Origin of the sequence: Emergencia timonensis, from assembly GCF_900086585.1 — a bacterium.
Lineage (GTDB): Bacteria > Bacillota > Clostridia > Peptostreptococcales > Anaerovoracaceae > Senimuribacter > Senimuribacter timonensis.
Map to the genome: position 1 here is coordinate 555,750 of NZ_FLKM01000008.1, position 18,577 is coordinate 574,326.

Below are 18,577 nucleotides of genomic sequence, written 5' to 3' on the forward strand. Positions count from 1 at the left end.
AAGAAAGAGAGGGCGGATTTAATCCGTCCTCTCTAATTACTTATGCATGGGCTTTTTTCTCTTCACCTTTTTTGTCTTCTTCTCGGGATTGCTTTACCAACTCTGCGCCCAAGCGCATCGCTTTGATATTGAGTTCTTCCGTTCCTTTTGGAATGTGATTGAGAACGGCTTCTTCCAAGGACTTCACCGATGCAATCTGCAGCGCCTCGTTGACTGCACCGACTGCGATGATATTTGCCGCCATAGGATTTTTGATTACTTCCTTTGCAGAACAGAGAATCGGCAGGGACAAAACCTCGTGCTTAGCACGGAACCTCAGCGGTACGTCGATTTCTTCGTCTACGATGATGACCGTGTCCGGACCAATTTTCTTGGAATACTTGTTAAAAGAAATCTGTGTCAGGGATAAGAGCAGGGAAGGAATCTCCACCTTCGTATAATTAATATTCTTTTCATCTATGATGGTCTCAGCCTTGCACATGCCGCCTCTGGCCTCCGGTCCGTAGGATTGAGATTGAACGACCTTTTTTCCGTCGAGGAATGCGGCCTCTGCGATGATGATGGTGCCGAGGATGACCCCCTGCCCACCAGAACCTGTGAATCTGAGTTGTTCTTTAGCCATTATTTTGCACCTCCAGCTTTGCGAATGATTTCGTCATAGAGTTCTGTGTATTCAGGGCGAACTGTGCGGGACATTTCGCCGATGAGGACTTTGCCTTCTAATTCTTCTGGCGTCATCTTTTCTGCCTTCTTTATGTCTATGCAGTTCTGCTCCTGCCAGTGCATCATCTGCACTGCGCTGCCTTTCTTGTTTTTACGGCCATAGTAGGTCGGACAGATGCTGACGCCTTCTATGATTGAAAAGCCTTTGTTCTTGATACCGTTTTCGATCAATTTGATCATCTGTGGAACATGATAGCAGTCGCCTCTGGCTGTGTAAGTGGCACCGGCAGCTTCTGCCAGCTTCGGAATATCGAAATCTCCATCGATGTTTCCGTATGGAGCTGTGGTTCCCTTCTCGCCTGTTGGCGTCGTCGGAGAATACTGGCCGCCAGTCATACCGTAAATGCTGTTGTTAAATACGACTACAGTTAAATCTATATTTCTTCTGGCTGCGTGGATCAGGTGATTGCCTCCAATGGCAGTCGCATCGCCGTCACCCGTGATGACGATGACGTGCATGTCTGGCTGTGCCATTTTGATGCCGGTTGCAAAAGCGATGGGCCTGCCGTGAGTGGTGTGCAGCGTATTGTAATCCATGTATCCGGCGGCGCGTGAGGAGCAGCCGATACCGCTGACGATGCTGACCTTTTCTCTCTCTAAGCCCAGGTTTTCAATTGCCTGGCAGACATCTCTCATCAAAATGCCATGTCCGCATCCAGGACACCAGATGTGAGGAAGTCTCTTTGTTCGCATTGTGTTCTGTACTAATTGGCTTGGCATGTTATTCTTCCTCCTCTACTATTTTTCTGAAGATTTCTTTCGGGGAAATGGTAGTCCCATTGACTTTTCCGATAAATTCGACCTTTGTATCGCCTTTGATGATTCCTTCCACAGTGAGCAGGACCTGACCGTAGTTGTGTTCTACGACGATGAGTCTTTTCAGTTGTTTTGCACGTTCTATCAGTTCGTGCTCTGGGAAAGGCCATAGGGTTACTGGACGGAACATGCCCACTTTGTAGCCTTCTTCTCTCGCCATCTCGATGGCACCTTGGACGGCTCTGGTCGTTCCGCCGTAGCAGACGATGCCGATCTCCGCATCTTCCATTTCTTCTTCTTCAAATTCCAAAATGCCGCTGTACTTGTAGACTTTGATTTTTTCCATCAGCCTTGAGCCTTCTTCGCCGGCGATCTTGTTATCGTTGGTCGGAAAGCCTGCCGCATCGTGGAACAGCCCTGTGATGTTGTAGAGGTTGCCTTTGCCGAAGGAGGTCATATGTGGTACGTATTGACCTTCGCCGAAGGCATAGGGCATGGAACTGATCATCTGTGTGTTTCGATTGTGAATTTCCAGTTCATCTGTCGGAATCAGCTCGCAGCCCTCTCTCATGTGGCCTACGATTTCATCCATCAGCAGAATGACCGGTGTTCTGAACCGTTCAGCCAGATTAAAGGCTCTGACCGTCTGGTTATATGTATCTTGAACGGAACAAGGACAGATTGCAATGACAGGATGGTCACCGTGGGTGCCCCACTTTGCCTGCATGACGTCGCCTTGTGAAGGTGATGTTGGAAGTCCCGTGGAAGGACCGGACCGCATGACGTCGACAATCACGATAGGAATTTCGGCAATGGTCGCATAACCGATATTTTCCTGTTTGAGCGAGAACCCTGGACCGGAGGTAGCGGTCATCGCCTTCATTCCTGCCACCGATGCACCGAGGGCAGCAGCGATGCCTGCAATCTCATCTTCCATCTGCATAAATTTGCCGCCTACCTGGGGAAGTCTCACTGCGCTTCGCTCTGCAATTTCGGTAGAAGGTGTAATCGGATATCCGGCGTAAAACCTCATCCCGGCCGCAATTGCTCCTTCTACACAGGCTTCGTTGCCCTGCAGCAATTGAAATCTCTTCTGTTCGTTTGCCATGTTACATCGCCTCCTTTTCTACCCAGATCGCGTAGTCAGGACAGCGCTGTTCGCAGAGACCGCAGCAGATGCAGGCCTCGGGGCTCTTCACCACTATTTTTTCATGCTCTAATACCAGTACTTTTTTTGGACAGAACTCGACGCAGTATCCGCAGCCTTTGCACCATGCGGGTTCCACGACGAGTCTTTTACCATTCGCCATTTCTTTCACCTCTTAGTTCGTTTTCATTTATAAATATACCTTCAAAGGAAGGTGTTCATTTATGAATATAGCACAAATTCCCCGAAAATAGAGGAAAAAACATTTTCTATACGATTATACATTATACGAAATTTATGACGGTTTTTACTGCACAAATCTTCCAATAGCGCTGCAACAAAACGAAAGCAGTTTTTTGCCGCCAACAGGTTGGAAGTTATAGCGATTTTTAGTCGTAAATAATTTGCGGAAGTAGACATATTTGACGATGTTTTCCTCATAAAATATAAGAAAATCAAGTTTCAAATAGTATTTTATATTGAAATAATATTTTCATGAAAATTATTATAAATTGAAAAATGACTAAAAAAACATAACGATTGCAACGAATATATAATAAAACAGAAAATTTATAAAATAATGAAAATTAATTAATTTGACTTGACATTTGAATTGACGAAGCTTAGAATGAAGTTGAAATATTAATTTCTAATTTTAATAAAAACTGAAATTTTTATAACATTATTTCAGTGAAAAATAAGCATCACATTTAAAATTGCGGGAGGAAAAAACTATGGCGACATTGAACTTGAACGTCGAAAGGTGCAAGAGCTGCAGTTACTGCATTATCTCTTGTCCGAAAAAAGCGCTGCAACTTTCCGGCTCACTGAACAAGGAAGGTTACGACTACGTTATTGTTGATGATGACAAATGCATTCGGTGCGGGATCTGTTATACAGTCTGTCCGGACAATGTATTTGAAATCGCAGAGTAGGTGTTGGAGGTGAACGACATGAAAAAAATGTGGAAAGGCAATCACGCTATTGCCGAGGCGGCGCTGAGAGCAGGCTGCCAGTTTTATGCAGGATACCCTATTACACCGCAGACAGAAGTAGGAGAATATCTGTCCAGCAGAATGCCTGAACTGGGAAGGACCTTCCTGCAGGCCGAGAATGAAATGTCCGCAGTCTATATGATCTTCGGTTCCTACGCCTGTGGCATGCGCTCTATGACCAGCTCCTCCGGCCCGGGATTTTCTCTGAAACAGGAAGGTATCGCCTATATGTGCGCTAACAATTATCCGGCAGTCTTTGCTAACGTTCAGCGCTGGGGTCCAGGACTGGGGACGCTGGATTCTGCGCAGACAGATTATCTGAGAGATACGAGGGGCGGCGGCAACGGCGATTACAGAGTCATCGTCTATGCGCCAAACAGTATTCAGGAAACCGTTGACCTGATGTACAACGCCTTTGATGTGGCAGAGAAATACAGAAATCCGGTGGAAATCATGTCAGAAGCGGCATTGGGGCAGATGATGGAGCCTGTCGCTTTCCCTGAATTTAAGGAACGGACGGAGGATCTGGGCTGGACCTTTGACGGAACCAACAGACCGCATGGGAGAATTGAAAACCCAGAGAAACCCGGCTTTGTAAGAAACAAGATCAAGACCATGGAAGAAAACGAGCAGCAGTGGGAGAGCTACATGGTAGAAGATGCAGAATACATATTCGTCGCTTTTGGATTGCCATCGAGAACAACGAGAAATGCTGTAGAGCAGCTGAGGGCAAAGGGAGAGAAAGTGGGTCTGATCAGACCAATCACCGTATGGCCGTTCCCGGCAAAGGCCTTTGCAGAAGCAAAAGGGGATATCAAAGGCTTGATATCAGTGGAATCCACCGACGCGGGGCAGTTAATTGAGGACGTAGCCCTGACAGCAAAGAAGACAGGGCACGGAAATGCACCTGTTTATGGATTATTCTCAGGTCAGAATATCCCAAAGACAAAAGAAATTATTGAATACTTTGAAGGAATCAAAGCAGGACAGATGAAGGAGGTGTTCTAAGTGGCAGTATTAACAACACCAAAAATGGTGAGCATTCCCAACTCATTTTGTGCAGGATGCGGGCATGGCCTCCTGAATCGTCTGATTGCGGAGGTAATTGAAGAGAACGGATACGAGGATAAAACAATCATTACCCTGGGCGTAGGCTGTTCTTGCAATATGAACCACAGTTGGAACGGAGACAAAATACAGACAGCCCACGGCAGAGGCGCCAGCACGGCAACGGGTATCAAGGTGGCAAGGCCAGATCTCTTGTCCATCGCTTATCAGGGCGACGGCGATGCTTATGTCATCGGTCTCGCTGAAACGCTCAACGCGGCTTATAGAAATACTAACATCACCGTATTTGTGGTCAACAACAACAACTTTGCCATGACTGGCGGCCAGATGTCCTGGACCACCATGCCGGGACAGAAGACTACCACCAGTGAAGCAGGCCGAGATCCGCTGGTGACCGGATTCCCAATCAAAGTGCCCGAAATCGTCGCAGGTTTTGACCAGGTGGCTTATGTAGCCAGAGGATCAGTACATAGTGCAAAGGAAATAAACAATCTGAAAAAATATGTCAAGAACGCAATCGAAGCCCAGCTGCATAACGAAGGATATTCACTGGTAGAGGTGCTGGCGCCATGTCCGACCAACTGGGGCATGAACTTGGAAAAATCCGTCGCCTGGATGGAAAAAGAAGTTCTTCCATATTATCAGGTTGGAACATTGAGAGAAAGGACAGGGAAATAAGTATGGAAATAGTATTTGCAGGTTTCGGAGGACAGGGAGTTCTCACTTCTGGATTAATCGTTTCTGAAATGGCCCTGCAGGAGGGCATGAATGTGACCTGGATGCCTGCCTATGGCCCAACCATGCGAGGCGGCAAAGCGTACAGCGTTGTAAAATACTCTGACGGCCCTCTGGGCGGTCCGGATATGGAAGACATGGATATTCTCGTGGCCATGAACCAGCCGTCCCTGGAATATATGAAATACATGAAAGAAGGCGGTCTGGTCATCATGAACAGCGACAACGTGGCAGACGATGTGGAAATCGATGAAAAATATGATTCTGTCAGAATTCCGTGCATGACATTGGCTCTCAAGGTGAATAACCCGAAAGCGGCGAATATCGTCGCCATCGGTGCCATGATTAAAAAGTGCGGTCTATTTGAAGAAGAAAAGGCAAAAGAAGCTCTGAAAAAAATCTTCGAAGAAAAAGGAAAAGGCAAATTTACGGCAGCAAATGAAGCAGCCTTTATGGAAGGCTATCACAGCTTGTAAGCGAAGGCATTGACGGAGGAAGTAAAAATGAATTTAGAAAAGCTAATCAAGCCAAAGAGCATCGCCGTTGTCGGGGTCAGTGATAAACCGGGCTTTGGCAGCGGGGCGGCAAAGGGTGCTTTGGGAAGCCGCAATGCGGATCGGGCCTATTTTGTCCATCCAAAGAGAGAGGAACTGTTTGGAAAGAAGTGCTATCCTTCTATTTCAGATCTTCCTGAAGTGGTGGACTGTGTCGTACTCTGTACCCCCGCCCAAACGGTTAACGCCTTAGTAGAAGAAGCGGGCAGATGCGGTGTCGGCGCAGCCGTCGTCTTCGCCAGCGGATTTTCAGAAGAAGGCACCGACGAAGGAAAGCAGATGGAAGAAGAACTGAAGGAAATCGCAAGACGGCACGACATCTGTGTTCTGGGTCCCAACTGTTTCGGCATGCTCAACAATGTGGATAAAGTCAACATGTGGGGCGGTCACACCTTCTGGGATCTGGACGACGATTCTCACGGCATCGCCATTATCGCCCAGAGCGGATTCATTTCGGCAGAGATTTTGAACACCGACTTTTTCAACGTATCTTATGCCATCTCTTCAGGAAATGGAAATATCGTCACTCTGGAAGACTTCATGGAGTTCGTCATAGAGGATGAAAGTGTTTCTGTCGTCGCAATTTACTTAGAGGGCGTCAGGGACGCAGAGAGATTCGTCTCGTCTCTGAAAAGGGCGGCGGAAATCAGAAAACCAGTTATCATTCTCAAGTCCGGCAGGTCGGTCAGAGGCGCCATCTCCGCCGCATCTCATACGGGCAGTATGGCTGGCTCCAACAAATCCTATATGAGTATCTTCGAGAAATACGGCGTTATCGTAGCGGATACTTTAGAGGAATTCATGTGTCTGGCGCAGGCGGTCAGCGTGCTGAACGGCACATTTGCGACAAAGAAAGAATACGCAGTCATCAGCTTTTCCGGCGGCGAAAGCACGCTCAGCGCAGATATTGCCGAGGAAATGGGCGTGGAACTAGCAGAAATCTCAGAAGAGACAAAGCAGGAGATGAAGAAATACATTCCGGATTTTGCCCAAGCGAAAAACCCGCTGGATGCGACCACTTCTCTATTCCGCGACGACGAAAAGACCATCGGTCTGTTGAAGGCATTAAACGACGACCCGGCAGTAGGGGCTATCACCGTCGGAACCAATATCAAAAAGGACTTCGATGATACCACTGCGTCCCTCTGTGGCGCCATCGCAAAGGCCAAAGCGAGAGGCGTGGAGAAACCGGTACTGGCGATTCCATCGCTGGAGGGCTATCGCTATCGGGAGTCGAGAAAGATACTGGAGGATGCAGGCGTTCCACTGATGTCATCCATGGGAACCTCCTTCCAGGCCTTACGAAAACTGGCAAAATTCGCTGAATATGACTATCGGGAAAGAACCCTTGCAAGCGCGGTTCCTGGCGCTCACGGAGAAAAGACCGTCGCCCTGTCAGAGTTCGATTCCAAAGCGGAAATGAAAGCCAACGGCGTTCCAGTTCCCGCACAGGCAATTGCCAGGACGGAGGAGGAACTGACCGAAGCCGTGAAAGCGATGAAATTCCCATTAGTCATGAAGATCAATTCCTCGGAAATCCTTCATAAGACCGATGCCGGCGGTGTAAAACTCAATATTATGAGTGAGGAAGAGGCACTGGCGGCGAGGAAAGAGATTTATGCCAATGTCGCGAAATCCATGCCGAAGGCTTCGACAGACGGCATTTTAGTCCAGGAAATGGCGCCGTCAGGCGTGGAAATCATCATTGGCGTGACCAACGATAAGCAGTTTGGACCGATGCTCCTGGTCGGACTGGGCGGTGTGTTTGTAGAAGTATTCAAAGATGCAGCACTCTATCCGGCGCCACTGAACAAGACCGAGGCTCTTGCCATGCTCAAGGAGCTGAAATCTTTTAAGATGCTCACCGGCTATCGCGGATCAAAGCCGTGCGATATTGAGGCACTGACCGATATGATGGTGAACATTGCAGACTACGCATACAAGCATAAGGATGTAGTCAAAGAGATGGATCTGAACCCGGTATTCGTATATCCAGAGGGTGAAGGCGTCTGTGCAGTAGATGCTTTGATCGTAAAATACACCGATTAGGAGGGTGAAAAATGGCAGTAAAAACTATGACCGCTTCTCATGCAACCGGCAAAGGCAAACCGGACGCCAGCTTCAGTTCAGCAGGCAAGGGGAAGGTGGCAATTGCTAAATATGGAAAAGAAAATGTAGTGGACGCTACTTTGGGTGTCCTGAAAGACGATAACGGTGATTTTCTGACGCTGAAAGGCGTGGAGAAGATTTATCGGAATCTGCCGGGAAATGAACTGATGGATTACGCGCCTATTGAAGGACTGCGTGAATTCCTCGATGCCGCAACAGAATGCATCTTTCAGGGACATCAGCCGAAGAACACTTATACTTCTGCCGTAGCGACACCTGGAGGAACGGGCGGCATCCACCACATGATTTTCAATTATGTTGAGAAAGGCGAAACATTTTTGATTCCGGAATGGCACTGGGGTCCTTACAGAGAAATTGCAACGGAGGTCGAGAAGAAGTGGGAACTCTATCAGATGTTCGATGAAAAGGGAAACTTTACGCTGAAAGACTTGAAGGAAAGAGCGAAAAGACTTCTGGAAACCCAGGACAGCATCATGACCATCTTCAACACACCTGCCCATAACCCGTCCGGTTATACTATGACCGACGAAGACTGGCAGGAGATCATGGACTTTTATAAAGAGTGCGCCAAAGACGAGAGTAAAAAAATCATCGTCATCTGGGATATGGCTTACATCGATTACGCTGGAGATCCCGACGAGCTGCGGACCTTTATGAAGGCTTTCGAAGACATGCCGGAGAATATTCTCGTCGCCATCGCTTACAGCATGTCAAAGTCCTATCTGATTTATGGAATGCGTTCAGGGGCGCTGGCATGCCTGACTTCGGCAAAACACGTTGCCGATGAGTTTGAACAAGTAAATACCTACTCCAACAGAGCGACCTGGTCCAATGGCTCACGCGGCGCGCAGCGGCTGCTGGCCGAAATTGTCAAGGATCCGGCGCTGAAAAAACAGATCGATGAAGAACGACTGCAGTACAAGGAGATGCTGGAAAAACGAGCGGCAATCTTTGTAAAAGAAGCTGGGGAAGTCGGCCTCAATATTCTGCCTTATAAGTCAGGGTTCTTCATCACATTACCGGCAAAAGATTCGGCAGGACTTGCTGAAAAACTTGCAGAAGACAATATCTTTGTTATACCCCTCGCGAAAGCAATCCGTTTTGCCATCAGTGCAGTACCGACTTTCCAGGTGCCGGGTTTAGCAAAGAGGGTCAAGGACGTATTTGCAGGGCACGAAGTGTAACGCCTGCAAATAGGTTTTAGAACAGAGAATCGAAGCAGTTATTGTTATGATACGAGAGGAGAAGAAAATGGAACATAAAAATTACATACTCGTAGTAGCTGCAATTTATCTGTTAGTGCTTCTTGGAATCGGTTTCTGGGCAAAAAGAAGAGCAAAAAAAGTAAATGACTATCTGGTAGCTGGTAGAAAATTAGGACTACTGATGACAGCCTGCACAATTGCAGCAGTACAAATTGGATCAGGTGTCGTTGTCGGAGGCGCCACTACAGGCGCGGACTCTGGCGTATGGCCGGGCATGTATTATGCGCTGGGATGCGGACTGGGATGCATTTTTTCAGGTCTGTTCATCGCAGCAAAGATGAGGGCGGCAGAAGCGGTCGTCCCGATGGATTATTTTGAACTTCGTTATGGCAACAAAAAGCGGGTTCGCGCATGGGCTTGGTTCAGCAACGTGCCGTCCATGCTGGGAATCTTTGTAGCACAGCTTCTTGCGTGCGGCAGCATTTTATCTGCCTTCGGCATTCCATTCTGGTTAGGCGTAGTCGTATGTGCAGGTGTCATCCTGATCTACAGTTCCATGGGCGGGATGTGGTCCGTCGTAGTGGGCGATACCGTTCAGGTCATCATCATGATGGTCGGCGTGCCAGTAGCTGCAATCACAGCCTTGGTGGCATTGACCAAAGCAGGTGTTTCTCCATTTGAAGCAGTCTACGTGACGCCGTTTATTCCAAGCGGCATGTTTACCAAGTTCATCTACATGATTTCACCGATGCTGGTATCCATCGCAGTATCCTATGATGCTTTTCTAAGATACCAGTCGTCAAAAGACTGGCAGACCGCAAAATGGGGCTGTGTCTGGGGAGGCATCATCACCATCGTCATCGGCACCCTGGCTTCTACTGTGGGAGCCGCAGGTCGTATTCTGTTCCCGAACGTTGGCAGTGACGGTATCTTCGCTTATACCGTAGGCGAAATCCTGGGACCGGTCATGGGAGCCATCGTCATCACGGCAGTTCTGGCAGCGGCAATGTCATCAGGTAACTGCCTGCTGTTGAGCATGGGGGCATCCTTTTCAAAGGACTTGTACAACAAGGTGCTTCACCCAGATTCAAAGCTTGAAGATCTTCCGCACAGCAAAAGCATTGCAACGTGGACTATTATCATCGCCAGCATTCTGGGCGTACTGATCACCTTTAAGCTGACAAATATTTTGGACGCAATCATTCTATTTAACTATCCGTATATGGGCAGTGTGATCATTCCTCTATACTGTGCAGTGCTGTCTAAAGGAGCAACGCCAAAAGGCTGTTATGCCGGCATGATTACTGGCGCTATCGTGGGAATCATCTGCTTCCTGGCGGGCTTAGGCATCTTTGGCTTCAATGCTGACATGGGACTCTTTGCGGCCTATGTGGTATCAGGCGTGACCATTGCTGCATTCAGTGCGAGGGATAAGAATAAATTCCCGATGGTACAGCAGGATCAACACGTCGCTTAGAGAATAGACGAAAAATTATAGTAAGAACGAACAGTGTCTGGCATTGCCAATAGAGCGATGCCAGACATTATGTGCTAATAAAGATAGGAAACGTTATGAAGAATAAAAAAATATTCTATGGCTGGCTGCTCTGCGGCGCAAGTCTTCTGATGCTCATGGGCGGCACAGGCATCGTGATTAATTCAGCAAGCCAGTTTTTGAAACCAGTGACAGAAGCCCTTGGCGTAACCCGCGGGCAGTTTTCCCTATACATCACGTTTGTTTCCGTATCCTCCATGGCGCTCAGCCCCTTCGTCGGCAAGATTTATACCAAGTTCAGCCCGCGAATCGTCACCCTGGGCGGAGCGGTATTCATGGCTCTTGGCTGGATCTGTCTGTCCTGGGCCAAGAGTATCACTTTATTTTATGTCCTGGGACTGGGTATCGGCATCGGCTCGACGTTGTCCGGCATGATTGCGGTCAGCGTGATTATGAACAACTGGTTCCACATGAGCAAGGGAACCGCCATCGGCATCGCATCCACCGGCTCGGGAGTCGGCAGCATGCTGTTCAACCCCGTCGCCAGCAAGCTGATCGTAGCCCTTGGATATCAGGCGGCATACCGTTGGCTGGGACTTTTCTCCATTTTATGCCTGCTGCCAATGATCTTTTTGTACAGATATAAGCCGGAAGATATCGGGATGAGAGCGCTTGGATCTGAACTGACGGCAGAAGAGGGTGAGGAGGTCAGCTATGCAGAACCAGAGGGCATCATGCGCAGTGAAGCTCTGAAAACTCCAGCACTGTGGGGTGTGTGTTTTATCGCCTTTGCTTTGAGCGCCAGCTGCCAGGGAGTCTTTTCGCAGGCGCAGGCCTATTTTACAGATATCGGCTACAGTCCGGGAAAGGCTGCAGTATTTGTCAGCCTGATTAGCCTGTCTATGGCTCTCTGCAAGGTGCTCTTTGGATTTCTCGACGATCACCTTGGAACGAGAAAAAATTATGTTATAATGGTAATAGTATCCATAATTGGAATATTGCTGATGGAGCTTGCCAAAAACCAGGCAATCGTCTACCTGTCGGTCGTCGTATTCGGCTGTACTCTGGCTGCGACCTTTGTACTTTGTCCGATGATCACGATCTTCACCTTTGGTCCGAAAGATTACGCCAGCATTTACGGGCTGGTCACGTTTTTTATCTTTCTGGGACCGGCAGTGGCACCGCCGCTTTCCGGTTTGATTTACGACATCAACGGCAGTTATACTCTGGCGTTCATCATATATGCGCTGCTGTTGGCGGCAGCCCTGGCAGTCGGAATCGTTATTTTAAAGAAGAAAAGATATTAGGAGGGGAATATGAGGAAAGATGACTATACGCCGACGGAAAGAGCGGTAAAACTGATGGATATGTATTATCACTCCATGGCCTCCACTTCCATGGAATGGACGTACTGGTATACAAGAAAATTCAACGAGGAGGAGGGGGAACTCCCTCTCGTGCGGCGGGCCAAGGCCCTGGCCTGTGCCTTTGAGCACGATACCCCGGTCATCTATCCCGGCGAACTGCTGGTGGGAGCCAAGACGGGTTATCTGCGGGGAACCTTTCCCATGCCGTGGCTGATTCAATCCTTTTTCGTATCAAAGAGCAGTGAGCTTTATGGCAAATATAAAGAGGACGCCATGGCCAGCAACGCGGTGGACGCCAAAGCGAAGATCGGCATGGGCGGCGGCAACGTGACGGAAGACCAGCCGGGCATCATTTCCCTGGCCGGAAAGTTCGGCCTGCGGGCAAAGGAAGTGCCAGTGCTCAACAAGATTACAGAGTTTTGGTCGGGCAAGACAGTGGAAGAAATCGGTGAGCGTCACAGCAAATGGGTGCCGGAATTTGCTGTCAAAAACAATCTGAAACGAACATTGACGTCCAGAGCGGATTCTGCCTATACGGTTCCCGTAGGACGGGATGTGGTCAGCTATTATTATCCGCTCCAGTACGGTCTGGACGGCATCATTGCTTTCTGCGAGGAGCGAGCGAAAGAGGTTGCAGGCAATGCTGACGGAGACGGCCTGACAGGCATGGATCGCCTCTACTACTACGAATCCGTTGCGATTCTGACGAGAGGTATCGGTAAATGGATTGAAAACTATGCCAAAGAGGCTGAGCGCAGGATTCCTTTGACAGAATCAGAGCAGCAGAAGGCAGAATACCAGCAGATTGCAGACATCTGCCGCTGGGTCGCGCATAAACCGCCGAGAACCTTTCGGGAAGCCCTGCAGCTGACCTATTTTACTCATTTGGGCCTGCAGAACGAAGAAGTTGCCTCTGGTGTGGCGCCAGGCAGACTGGGGCAGGTCCTCTGGCCTTGGTATGAGCAGGATATTGAAGCGGGGAGAATTACGGAAGACGAGGTTCTGGAACTACTGGAGCTGCAGCGTGTCAAATTCACCGCTATCGACCTCTTTGTCAGCTCCGGTTCAAACAGCGTGCTCATGGGCAACACGTTTAACAATTTGTGCGTGGGAGGTCTGACGAGAAAGGGCCTGCCAGCTTGTAACAGACTGGAAGAGCTGATTCTTGAGGCGGGAAAGCGACTGCCGTCTCCACAGCCGACGTTGAGTGTGCTGTGGGATGAGCGACTGCCGGAACAGTTTGTCCTCAAGTGTGCAGAGGTGGTAAAGACGGGTACAGGGTATCCCGCCTGGATGAACAACCGCGTTGCTACGGACTTTTTGATGCAGCAGTATGGGGAAGAGGGCATGACCGTAGAAGAGGCGAGAGCCTTCTCTATCGGAGGTTGTCTGGAGACAGCGCCGGGATGCTGGAAAGAATTGACTCTGAACGGGAAGACCTATGAAATCCCTGTAGGCGCCAGCAATTCCACCTCCCTTGGCGTACACTTTATCTCTAACCCGAAGGTTCTGATGCTGACCCTGTTCAACGGAAAAGACCTCAAGAACGACTTGCAGATTCTGCCGCCTCACAACAAATCCCTCGATACCTATGAAGAACTCTGGGTACAGTATCAGGCATATTACGAGTACATCATCGAGGTGCAGAGAAAGTGCTGCAATATCCAGCACGATATCTGGCGGAAGGTCAACATTCCAATCTGGCAGTCGACCCTGAAACCGGACTGCCTGGAGAAAGGCCATCACGCTGGGGATATGGGATTCCGCTACAACGCTACCTATAATATCGAAACCACGGGCACCATCAATATGGTCAACTCTCTGGCTGCCCTGAAAAAGCTGGTCTATGAAGAGAAAAAATACAGCTTGGAGGAGATGAAACAGGCGCTTAAAGATAATTTCGGATATTATGAGCCGTCGGAAACCGAGGATCACAACGCGTCCATCACAGAGCAGAGACGGAAACCGGACGGAGCAAAGTACGATCAGATCCTGGGTGATTGCCTGGCTGTAAATAAGTACGGCAATGATGACGATTACACCAACACCATTCTTTACGATTACGAGGATTGGATCTGCAGTACGGCAAGAAAATTTGAGTCTCTCTTTGGCAAGAAGATGTACGCCTGTCAGATTTCCGTATCCAGCCATGGCCTCCTTGGTTCAGGATGTATGGCCACGCCGGACGGACGGCTGTCAGAGACGACCTTTGCCGATGCGTCCATGTCAGCCTTCCCGGGAACGGACAAAAACGGACCTTACGCCCTCTTTGAGTCGGCTACGGGCTGGGACCACAGTCAGTCCCAGAACTCGCAGATGAATTTGAAGATTCATCCAAACGCGATCAAAGGGGACATTGGTACAAAACACCTGGCTGACCTGGCGCAGTCTTACTTGAGAAGGGGCGGTTTCCACATCCAGTTTAACGTGATCGACAACAAGACGCTGCACAAGGCCCAGGAAGCGCCGGAAAATTACAGAGACTTGATGGTGCGCGTGGCAGGTTTCACCCAGTATTGGGTTGAAATCGGCAAACCGATTCAGGATGAGGTTATCGCTCGTACAGAATATGAAGGAGTGTAGGACTATGGAAAAATGTAAGCATAGTGATTGTCTGAACTGTGAAAGTGTGGATGTGATGAAGGGACTGTGCCTCCTCGACGAACAGTTTGTCCCTTTCGATGGTGATGGGTGCCCCCGCTTTGTCAGAAAGCCAAAATGCAAGTTCTGCCGCCACTATGAAGCTGGTGAGGAAGCTGATATGGGAGTGTGCGGAGGCTTAGGCGCTCCGTATTGGATTTCCGGGGAAATGATTGCAAAGACCTGTGAAAGCTATGTGGAGAAGCGAGATGAATGACGAAAAAGGTCTCATTTTTGATATACAGGGTTTTTCCGTCCACGATGGCCCAGGAAGCAGGACGACCGTTTTTTTAAGCGGTTGTCCTCTTCAATGCAGGTGGTGTGCAAACCCAGAAGGCTGGAAGGTCAAGCAGCGGCTGATGTACAGCAGACAGAAATGCCGCGCTGACCAGGAAGGCTGCCGGCGCTGTATAGATGCCTGCAGCAGAAAGGCAATCGGCAAGTGCGACGAGGGAATTGCCATCGACAGAACCTTCTGCGAAAGCTGTGAGGATTTTCGCTGTGCACAAAGCTGTTTTCAGGAGGCACTGCGGCTCTCAGGCAGATGGTATCATCCTGAAGAACTGATGAAAATTCTTGCGCGCGACCGCAATTACTGGACTGGCGGAGGGGTCACCTTTTCTGGCGGCGAACCGCTGATGCAGAAAACGTTTATCCTGGAGGTGCTGAAACGATGCAGAGCAGCAGGCATTCACACTGCAGTGGAAACTACTGCATTTGTAGAACCCGCCTTCTTCTTAGAGGCCATGTCGTATATTGACTTTGCTTTCATAGATATCAAGCATATGGACGAAACAATGCACAGAGCAGAGACAGGGGTATCCAACCAACTGATTTTGTCCAACATCAAAGCGCTTGCGCAGTCTCAGTGGCGGGGAAGATTCATATTGCGGATTCCGGTGATTAAGGGGTATAATGACAGTAAGGATAATATCCAAAAAGCAATAGACTTTATGGAAGAGACAAGACTGCAGGAAATCAACCTTCTTCCTTTTCATCGGATGGGCGACTCTAAATGGAGCCAGCTGGGGGAGCGATATGACTATAGAGATGCTGAGGTTCCCAGTGATGAAGAACTGCAAGAGATGCAGAAGTTATTTTCGCAGAGAGGGCTCTCCTGCTATATTGCCGAGGATGTAAATTACTGACGCAGGAGGATTGCACTATGAGCAGTATTACTGAGAGGATTCAACAGGCAAACCTGACGAAAAAAGAGCGCACGATTATTGAAAAGATTACCAGAGATATTGAAAAGACCGCGTTTCTGAACGGAATCGGACTGGCGGAGCGATACGATGTTTCGGCGACCTTTATTACTCGGCTGATTCAAAAACTAGGATACGAAAAATTTGCTGATTTTAAGAAAGAGTTGCGCGACCGCTATCAGAGAATGACTTTCCCCAAGGATATGTACAGACATTTTTTGGAAGGAGGAGGCGGCAATATCGTCAAAGCATCCATTACACGGGATGTGCAGAATATCTCCAACATGGAAACCCTGCTGGACAAGAAGATGCTGAACAAAGTCGTCAGCGCCATAGAAAGAAGTGATACGGTATACATGGTCGCCATGTTCGGCAGCGAAATAGCTGTCGACGCCCTCTTTTACTATCTGGGCAGACTAGGGATGAAACGTCGGAAAGTAAAAGGCGTCGGGCTGTCCAAAAAGATTGAATTCACCAATATTGGCAAAGACGATGTGTTAGTAGCGTTCAGCAGCCAGAGAATCGTAAAGGAAGTTGTCGCTGCGGCAGAGTATGCGAAAAAGCAGGGTGCGAAGACTGTGGCAATTACAGATAATGCCACGAATCCGCTGGCCTGCGCCTGCGATTACACGTTACTGTCGCCAGTCAAGGGTGTGGCCATCGACTACACCAATGCGGCCACCATTGCCATGATCAACGTCATCGTCAATTGTCTGGCGGAGAGAGATCCGGAAAAGGTACAGGCGCAATTGGAAGAGGACGAGAGACTCTGGAAGAACAAAGACATCTTCTGCATGTGATAGGTGAAGCGATGAAAATAAAAGCAGATAATTATACGATTGGGGATCTGGCCAAATTTTACGGAGTGTCCACGGATACCATCAGGCTGTACGACAAAAAAGGTGTTCTTCTTTCTCAAAAGAACGATGAGAACAATTACCGCATCTACAGCAGAGACGACATGATCATGATGGACTATATCGTCAAGCTTAGGATGCTGGAAATTCCCCTGACTGACATTAGAAAGATAACAGGCGACTTCAGCATTGCAGAAACTCGGGAATACTGCCTTCACAAGATAGAGCAGATTGAAGAAGAACTAGAGAGGCTGTCGGGTTTAAAAGCGAAGACGGAGAAATTGGTCACATCCGTAGAGGCCATCGAGACTCATCTGGACAAGATTACGGTGTGTGAAAGCCCGGTATTTATTCTAAGGGATATCGAAGAAGGCATTGCAGTGACAAATGAATTATTTGACGCTCTCCAGCTGGACACGATTCCCATGCTGACTGTTTATGGAAGCAATGCCTTCGCACCGGAAACGATGAAGATGGCCAGTCAAGCTGAAACCAGGGCCTCTGTGGCGGACTATTATATCAGTCAGGAGGATGACAGAGGAATTACAAAACGAGCGGATTTTCCCCACGACCAGTTCACCATTTTGCCGTCAAAACTAGGTATTCATACCATTATCAAGGCGCTGCCGGAGCAGGAATATCATTTTCACTATAGGATTAAAGAATATGCAAAGGCGCATTGCTTCAAACTTACAGGGGAAAATTTAAACAGAACTCTGCTGGCCAAAAGCAAAGGTGTTTACTGTGCAGACTATTACGAATGCTGGTATTTCATCGAGGAAGATTAGATTCTCAAAACCTTGGATTTGGTCAAAAGTTTTGAGAAATCAGGGCGGAAACAGGGTCTTTGTAATAGAAAATAAAGAGAATTTACGCAAAATTCAGCCGAAGAATGGCTGGATTTTCTGTTTTTTTGCTATTGACCTTTGACTAGGACTAAGATTTAATCTTAATTTAACAAAAAAATCTGAAATCATGAAAGGTTGGAATTATTATGAGTTTTAAAGAAATTTCTCAAAGCGGCGTCTTATATGTCTGCGTAGCAGTGGGGCTTTTGACTGTGGTTGCCATATCCGTTCTCTATCTGCGAAAGAGTTATAACCATGCTATCGCCTGTGGCGTATCGAAGGAAAAAATGAAGGGAATCATCAAGTCTTCTATCTCTTTTTCCATCGTACCGTCTATCGCTATCATCGCCGGGCTGATTTCCCTGGCAGCGGTCATCGGACTGCCCTATTCCTGGTTCAGACTTTCCGTGCTGGGTTCGGTAACTTATGAGCTGATGGCTTCCAACATGGCGCTGTCTTCCCTGGGACTGAACCTGAGCAATGCCACCGGGTATGCCTTTGGACTGGTCATGTGGGCGATGTGCCTGGGTATTACCATCGGAAACGTGTTTAATATCTTCATGTGTAAAAAAGTACATCTGGGTCTCAAGAAGCTGGGCGGCAGCGATAAGAAATGGGGCGTGCTTTCACAGTCTGTCTTTATGAATGCACTGTTTCTGATCATGATCGTGCCGATGATTGCAAGCGGCGGCGCCAGCCTGCTCACACTGATTACCAGCGCATGCCTGGGACTTTTCATCACCTTCATCGCCGAGAAGACTAACATGAAGTGGATTGGTAATTTCACCTTGGCAATCAGCCTGATCGGCGCCATGGCAGCATCCATATTCTTTGACGGCTTATTTTAAATAT

The 18,577-nt window shown here is 48.5% G+C and carries 18 protein-coding genes; 14 read left to right on the forward strand and 4 right to left on the reverse strand.

The window, feature by feature from the left end; genetic code table 11:
- Positions 1-40: 40 nt before the first annotated feature.
- From BN6539_RS03830 to BN6539_RS03845, 4 genes are read right to left on the reverse strand one after another with little or no spacing between them, the layout of a single operon-like run.
- Positions 41-622 (reverse strand): 2-oxoacid:acceptor oxidoreductase family protein, encoded by a 582-nt coding sequence (locus tag BN6539_RS03830; RefSeq protein WP_067534141.1) that lies wholly within the window; start codon positions 620-622, stop codon positions 41-43.
- Positions 622-1,443 (reverse strand): 2-oxoacid:ferredoxin oxidoreductase subunit beta, encoded by an 822-nt coding sequence (locus tag BN6539_RS03835; RefSeq protein ID WP_067534144.1) that lies wholly within the window; start codon positions 1,441-1,443, stop codon positions 622-624. The genes BN6539_RS03830 and BN6539_RS03835 overlap by 1 nt, the downstream gene beginning before the upstream one ends.
- A gap of 1 nt (position 1,444) precedes the next feature.
- Positions 1,445-2,587 (reverse strand): 2-oxoacid:acceptor oxidoreductase subunit alpha, encoded by a 1,143-nt coding sequence (locus BN6539_RS03840; RefSeq protein ID WP_067534146.1) that lies wholly within the window; start codon positions 2,585-2,587, stop codon positions 1,445-1,447.
- Position 2,588: 1 nt separating this feature from the next.
- On the reverse strand, positions 2,589-2,789 hold the full coding sequence (locus tag BN6539_RS03845) for a 4Fe-4S dicluster domain-containing protein (RefSeq protein ID WP_067534147.1): 201 nt from the start codon (positions 2,787-2,789) through the stop codon (positions 2,589-2,591).
- A gap of 571 nt (positions 2,790-3,360) precedes the next feature.
- On the opposite strand from BN6539_RS03845, the gene BN6539_RS03850 reads away from it, so the two are divergent.
- From BN6539_RS03850 to BN6539_RS03915, 14 genes are all read left to right on the forward strand, one after another.
- Positions 3,361-3,561, forward strand: coding sequence for a 4Fe-4S binding protein (locus tag BN6539_RS03850; RefSeq protein WP_067534149.1), 201 nt, complete (start codon positions 3,361-3,363; stop codon positions 3,559-3,561).
- An 18-nt stretch (positions 3,562-3,579) separates the two neighbouring features.
- The gene (locus BN6539_RS03855) at positions 3,580-4,629 is read left to right on the forward strand and encodes a 3-methyl-2-oxobutanoate dehydrogenase subunit VorB (protein WP_067534151.1); all 1,050 of its coding nucleotides are present in this window, start codon (positions 3,580-3,582) and stop codon (positions 4,627-4,629) included.
- Entirely contained in the window at positions 4,630-5,367 is a 738-nt protein-coding gene (locus tag BN6539_RS03860) for a thiamine pyrophosphate-dependent enzyme (RefSeq protein ID WP_227142541.1), read from the forward strand.
- Between the two features lie 2 nt (positions 5,368-5,369).
- On the forward strand, positions 5,370-5,900 hold the full coding sequence (locus BN6539_RS03865; RefSeq protein WP_067534154.1) for a 2-oxoacid:acceptor oxidoreductase family protein: 531 nt from the start codon (positions 5,370-5,372) through the stop codon (positions 5,898-5,900).
- Between the two features lie 27 nt (positions 5,901-5,927).
- Positions 5,928-8,027, forward strand: a complete 2,100-nt coding sequence (locus BN6539_RS03870) for an acetate--CoA ligase family protein (RefSeq protein ID WP_067534156.1) — start codon at positions 5,928-5,930, stop codon at positions 8,025-8,027.
- 11 nt (positions 8,028-8,038) lie between these two features.
- The gene (locus BN6539_RS03875; RefSeq protein ID WP_067534159.1) at positions 8,039-9,292 is read left to right on the forward strand and encodes a pyridoxal phosphate-dependent aminotransferase; all 1,254 of its coding nucleotides are present in this window, start codon (positions 8,039-8,041) and stop codon (positions 9,290-9,292) included.
- Between the two features lie 67 nt (positions 9,293-9,359).
- Entirely contained in the window at positions 9,360-10,790 is a 1,431-nt protein-coding gene (locus BN6539_RS03880; protein ID WP_067534161.1) for a sodium:solute symporter family protein, read from the forward strand.
- Positions 10,791-10,885: 95 nt separating this feature from the next.
- Positions 10,886-12,115: an MFS transporter gene (locus tag BN6539_RS03885; protein WP_067534164.1), complete on the forward strand. Its 1,230-nt coding sequence runs from the start codon at positions 10,886-10,888 to the stop codon at positions 12,113-12,115.
- Between the two features lie 9 nt (positions 12,116-12,124).
- Complete coding sequence (gene hpdB, locus BN6539_RS03890; RefSeq protein WP_067534167.1) at positions 12,125-14,758, forward strand: 4-hydroxyphenylacetate decarboxylase large subunit; 2,634 nt, start codon at positions 12,125-12,127, stop codon at positions 14,756-14,758.
- 4 nt (positions 14,759-14,762) lie between these two features.
- Entirely contained in the window at positions 14,763-15,032 is a 270-nt protein-coding gene (hpdC, locus tag BN6539_RS03895; protein ID WP_067534169.1) for a 4-hydroxyphenylacetate decarboxylase small subunit, read from the forward strand.
- On the forward strand, positions 15,025-15,963 hold the full coding sequence (gene hpdA / locus BN6539_RS03900; protein ID WP_067534171.1) for a 4-hydroxyphenylacetate decarboxylase activase: 939 nt from the start codon (positions 15,025-15,027) through the stop codon (positions 15,961-15,963). Before hpdC ends, hpdA begins: the two co-directional genes overlap by 8 nt.
- Positions 15,964-15,980: 17 nt before the next feature.
- On the forward strand, positions 15,981-16,820 hold the full coding sequence (locus tag BN6539_RS03905; RefSeq protein ID WP_067534174.1) for a MurR/RpiR family transcriptional regulator: 840 nt from the start codon (positions 15,981-15,983) through the stop codon (positions 16,818-16,820).
- Positions 16,821-16,831: 11 nt separating this feature from the next.
- Complete coding sequence (locus BN6539_RS03910; protein ID WP_067534183.1) at positions 16,832-17,665, forward strand: MerR family transcriptional regulator; 834 nt, start codon at positions 16,832-16,834, stop codon at positions 17,663-17,665.
- 206 nt (positions 17,666-17,871) lie between these two features.
- Positions 17,872-18,573 (forward strand): DUF5058 family protein, encoded by a 702-nt coding sequence (locus BN6539_RS03915; protein WP_067534186.1) that lies wholly within the window; start codon positions 17,872-17,874, stop codon positions 18,571-18,573.
- Positions 18,574-18,577: the final 4 nt, after the last annotated feature.

Bases quoted from the DNA above. Each gene is read 5' to 3' on its own strand.
- BN6539_RS03830 (WP_067534141.1), bottom strand. From the start codon at position 622: ATGGCTAAAGAACAACTCAGATTCACAGGTTCTGGTGGGCAGGGGGTC.
- BN6539_RS03835 (WP_067534144.1), bottom strand. From the start codon at position 1,443: ATGCCAAGCCAATTAGTACAGAACACAATGCGAACAAAGAGACTTCCT.
- BN6539_RS03840 (WP_067534146.1), bottom strand. From the start codon at position 2,587: ATGGCAAACGAACAGAAGAGATTTCAATTGCTGCAGGGCAACGAAGCC.
- BN6539_RS03845 (WP_067534147.1), bottom strand. From the start codon at position 2,789: ATGGCGAATGGTAAAAGACTCGTCGTGGAACCCGCATGGTGCAAAGGC.
- BN6539_RS03850 (WP_067534149.1), top strand. From the start codon at position 3,361: ATGGCGACATTGAACTTGAACGTCGAAAGGTGCAAGAGCTGCAGTTAC.
- BN6539_RS03855 (WP_067534151.1), top strand. From the start codon at position 3,580: ATGAAAAAAATGTGGAAAGGCAATCACGCTATTGCCGAGGCGGCGCTG.
- BN6539_RS03865 (WP_067534154.1), top strand. From the start codon at position 5,370: ATGGAAATAGTATTTGCAGGTTTCGGAGGACAGGGAGTTCTCACTTCT.
- BN6539_RS03870 (WP_067534156.1), top strand. From the start codon at position 5,928: ATGAATTTAGAAAAGCTAATCAAGCCAAAGAGCATCGCCGTTGTCGGG.
- BN6539_RS03875 (WP_067534159.1), top strand. From the start codon at position 8,039: ATGGCAGTAAAAACTATGACCGCTTCTCATGCAACCGGCAAAGGCAAA.
- BN6539_RS03880 (WP_067534161.1), top strand. From the start codon at position 9,360: ATGGAACATAAAAATTACATACTCGTAGTAGCTGCAATTTATCTGTTA.
- BN6539_RS03885 (WP_067534164.1), top strand. From the start codon at position 10,886: ATGAAGAATAAAAAAATATTCTATGGCTGGCTGCTCTGCGGCGCAAGT.
- hpdB (WP_067534167.1), top strand. From the start codon at position 12,125: ATGAGGAAAGATGACTATACGCCGACGGAAAGAGCGGTAAAACTGATG.
- hpdC (WP_067534169.1), top strand. From the start codon at position 14,763: ATGGAAAAATGTAAGCATAGTGATTGTCTGAACTGTGAAAGTGTGGAT.
- hpdA (WP_067534171.1), top strand. From the start codon at position 15,025: ATGAATGACGAAAAAGGTCTCATTTTTGATATACAGGGTTTTTCCGTC.
- BN6539_RS03905 (WP_067534174.1), top strand. From the start codon at position 15,981: ATGAGCAGTATTACTGAGAGGATTCAACAGGCAAACCTGACGAAAAAA.
- BN6539_RS03910 (WP_067534183.1), top strand. From the start codon at position 16,832: ATGAAAATAAAAGCAGATAATTATACGATTGGGGATCTGGCCAAATTT.
- BN6539_RS03915 (WP_067534186.1), top strand. From the start codon at position 17,872: ATGAGTTTTAAAGAAATTTCTCAAAGCGGCGTCTTATATGTCTGCGTA.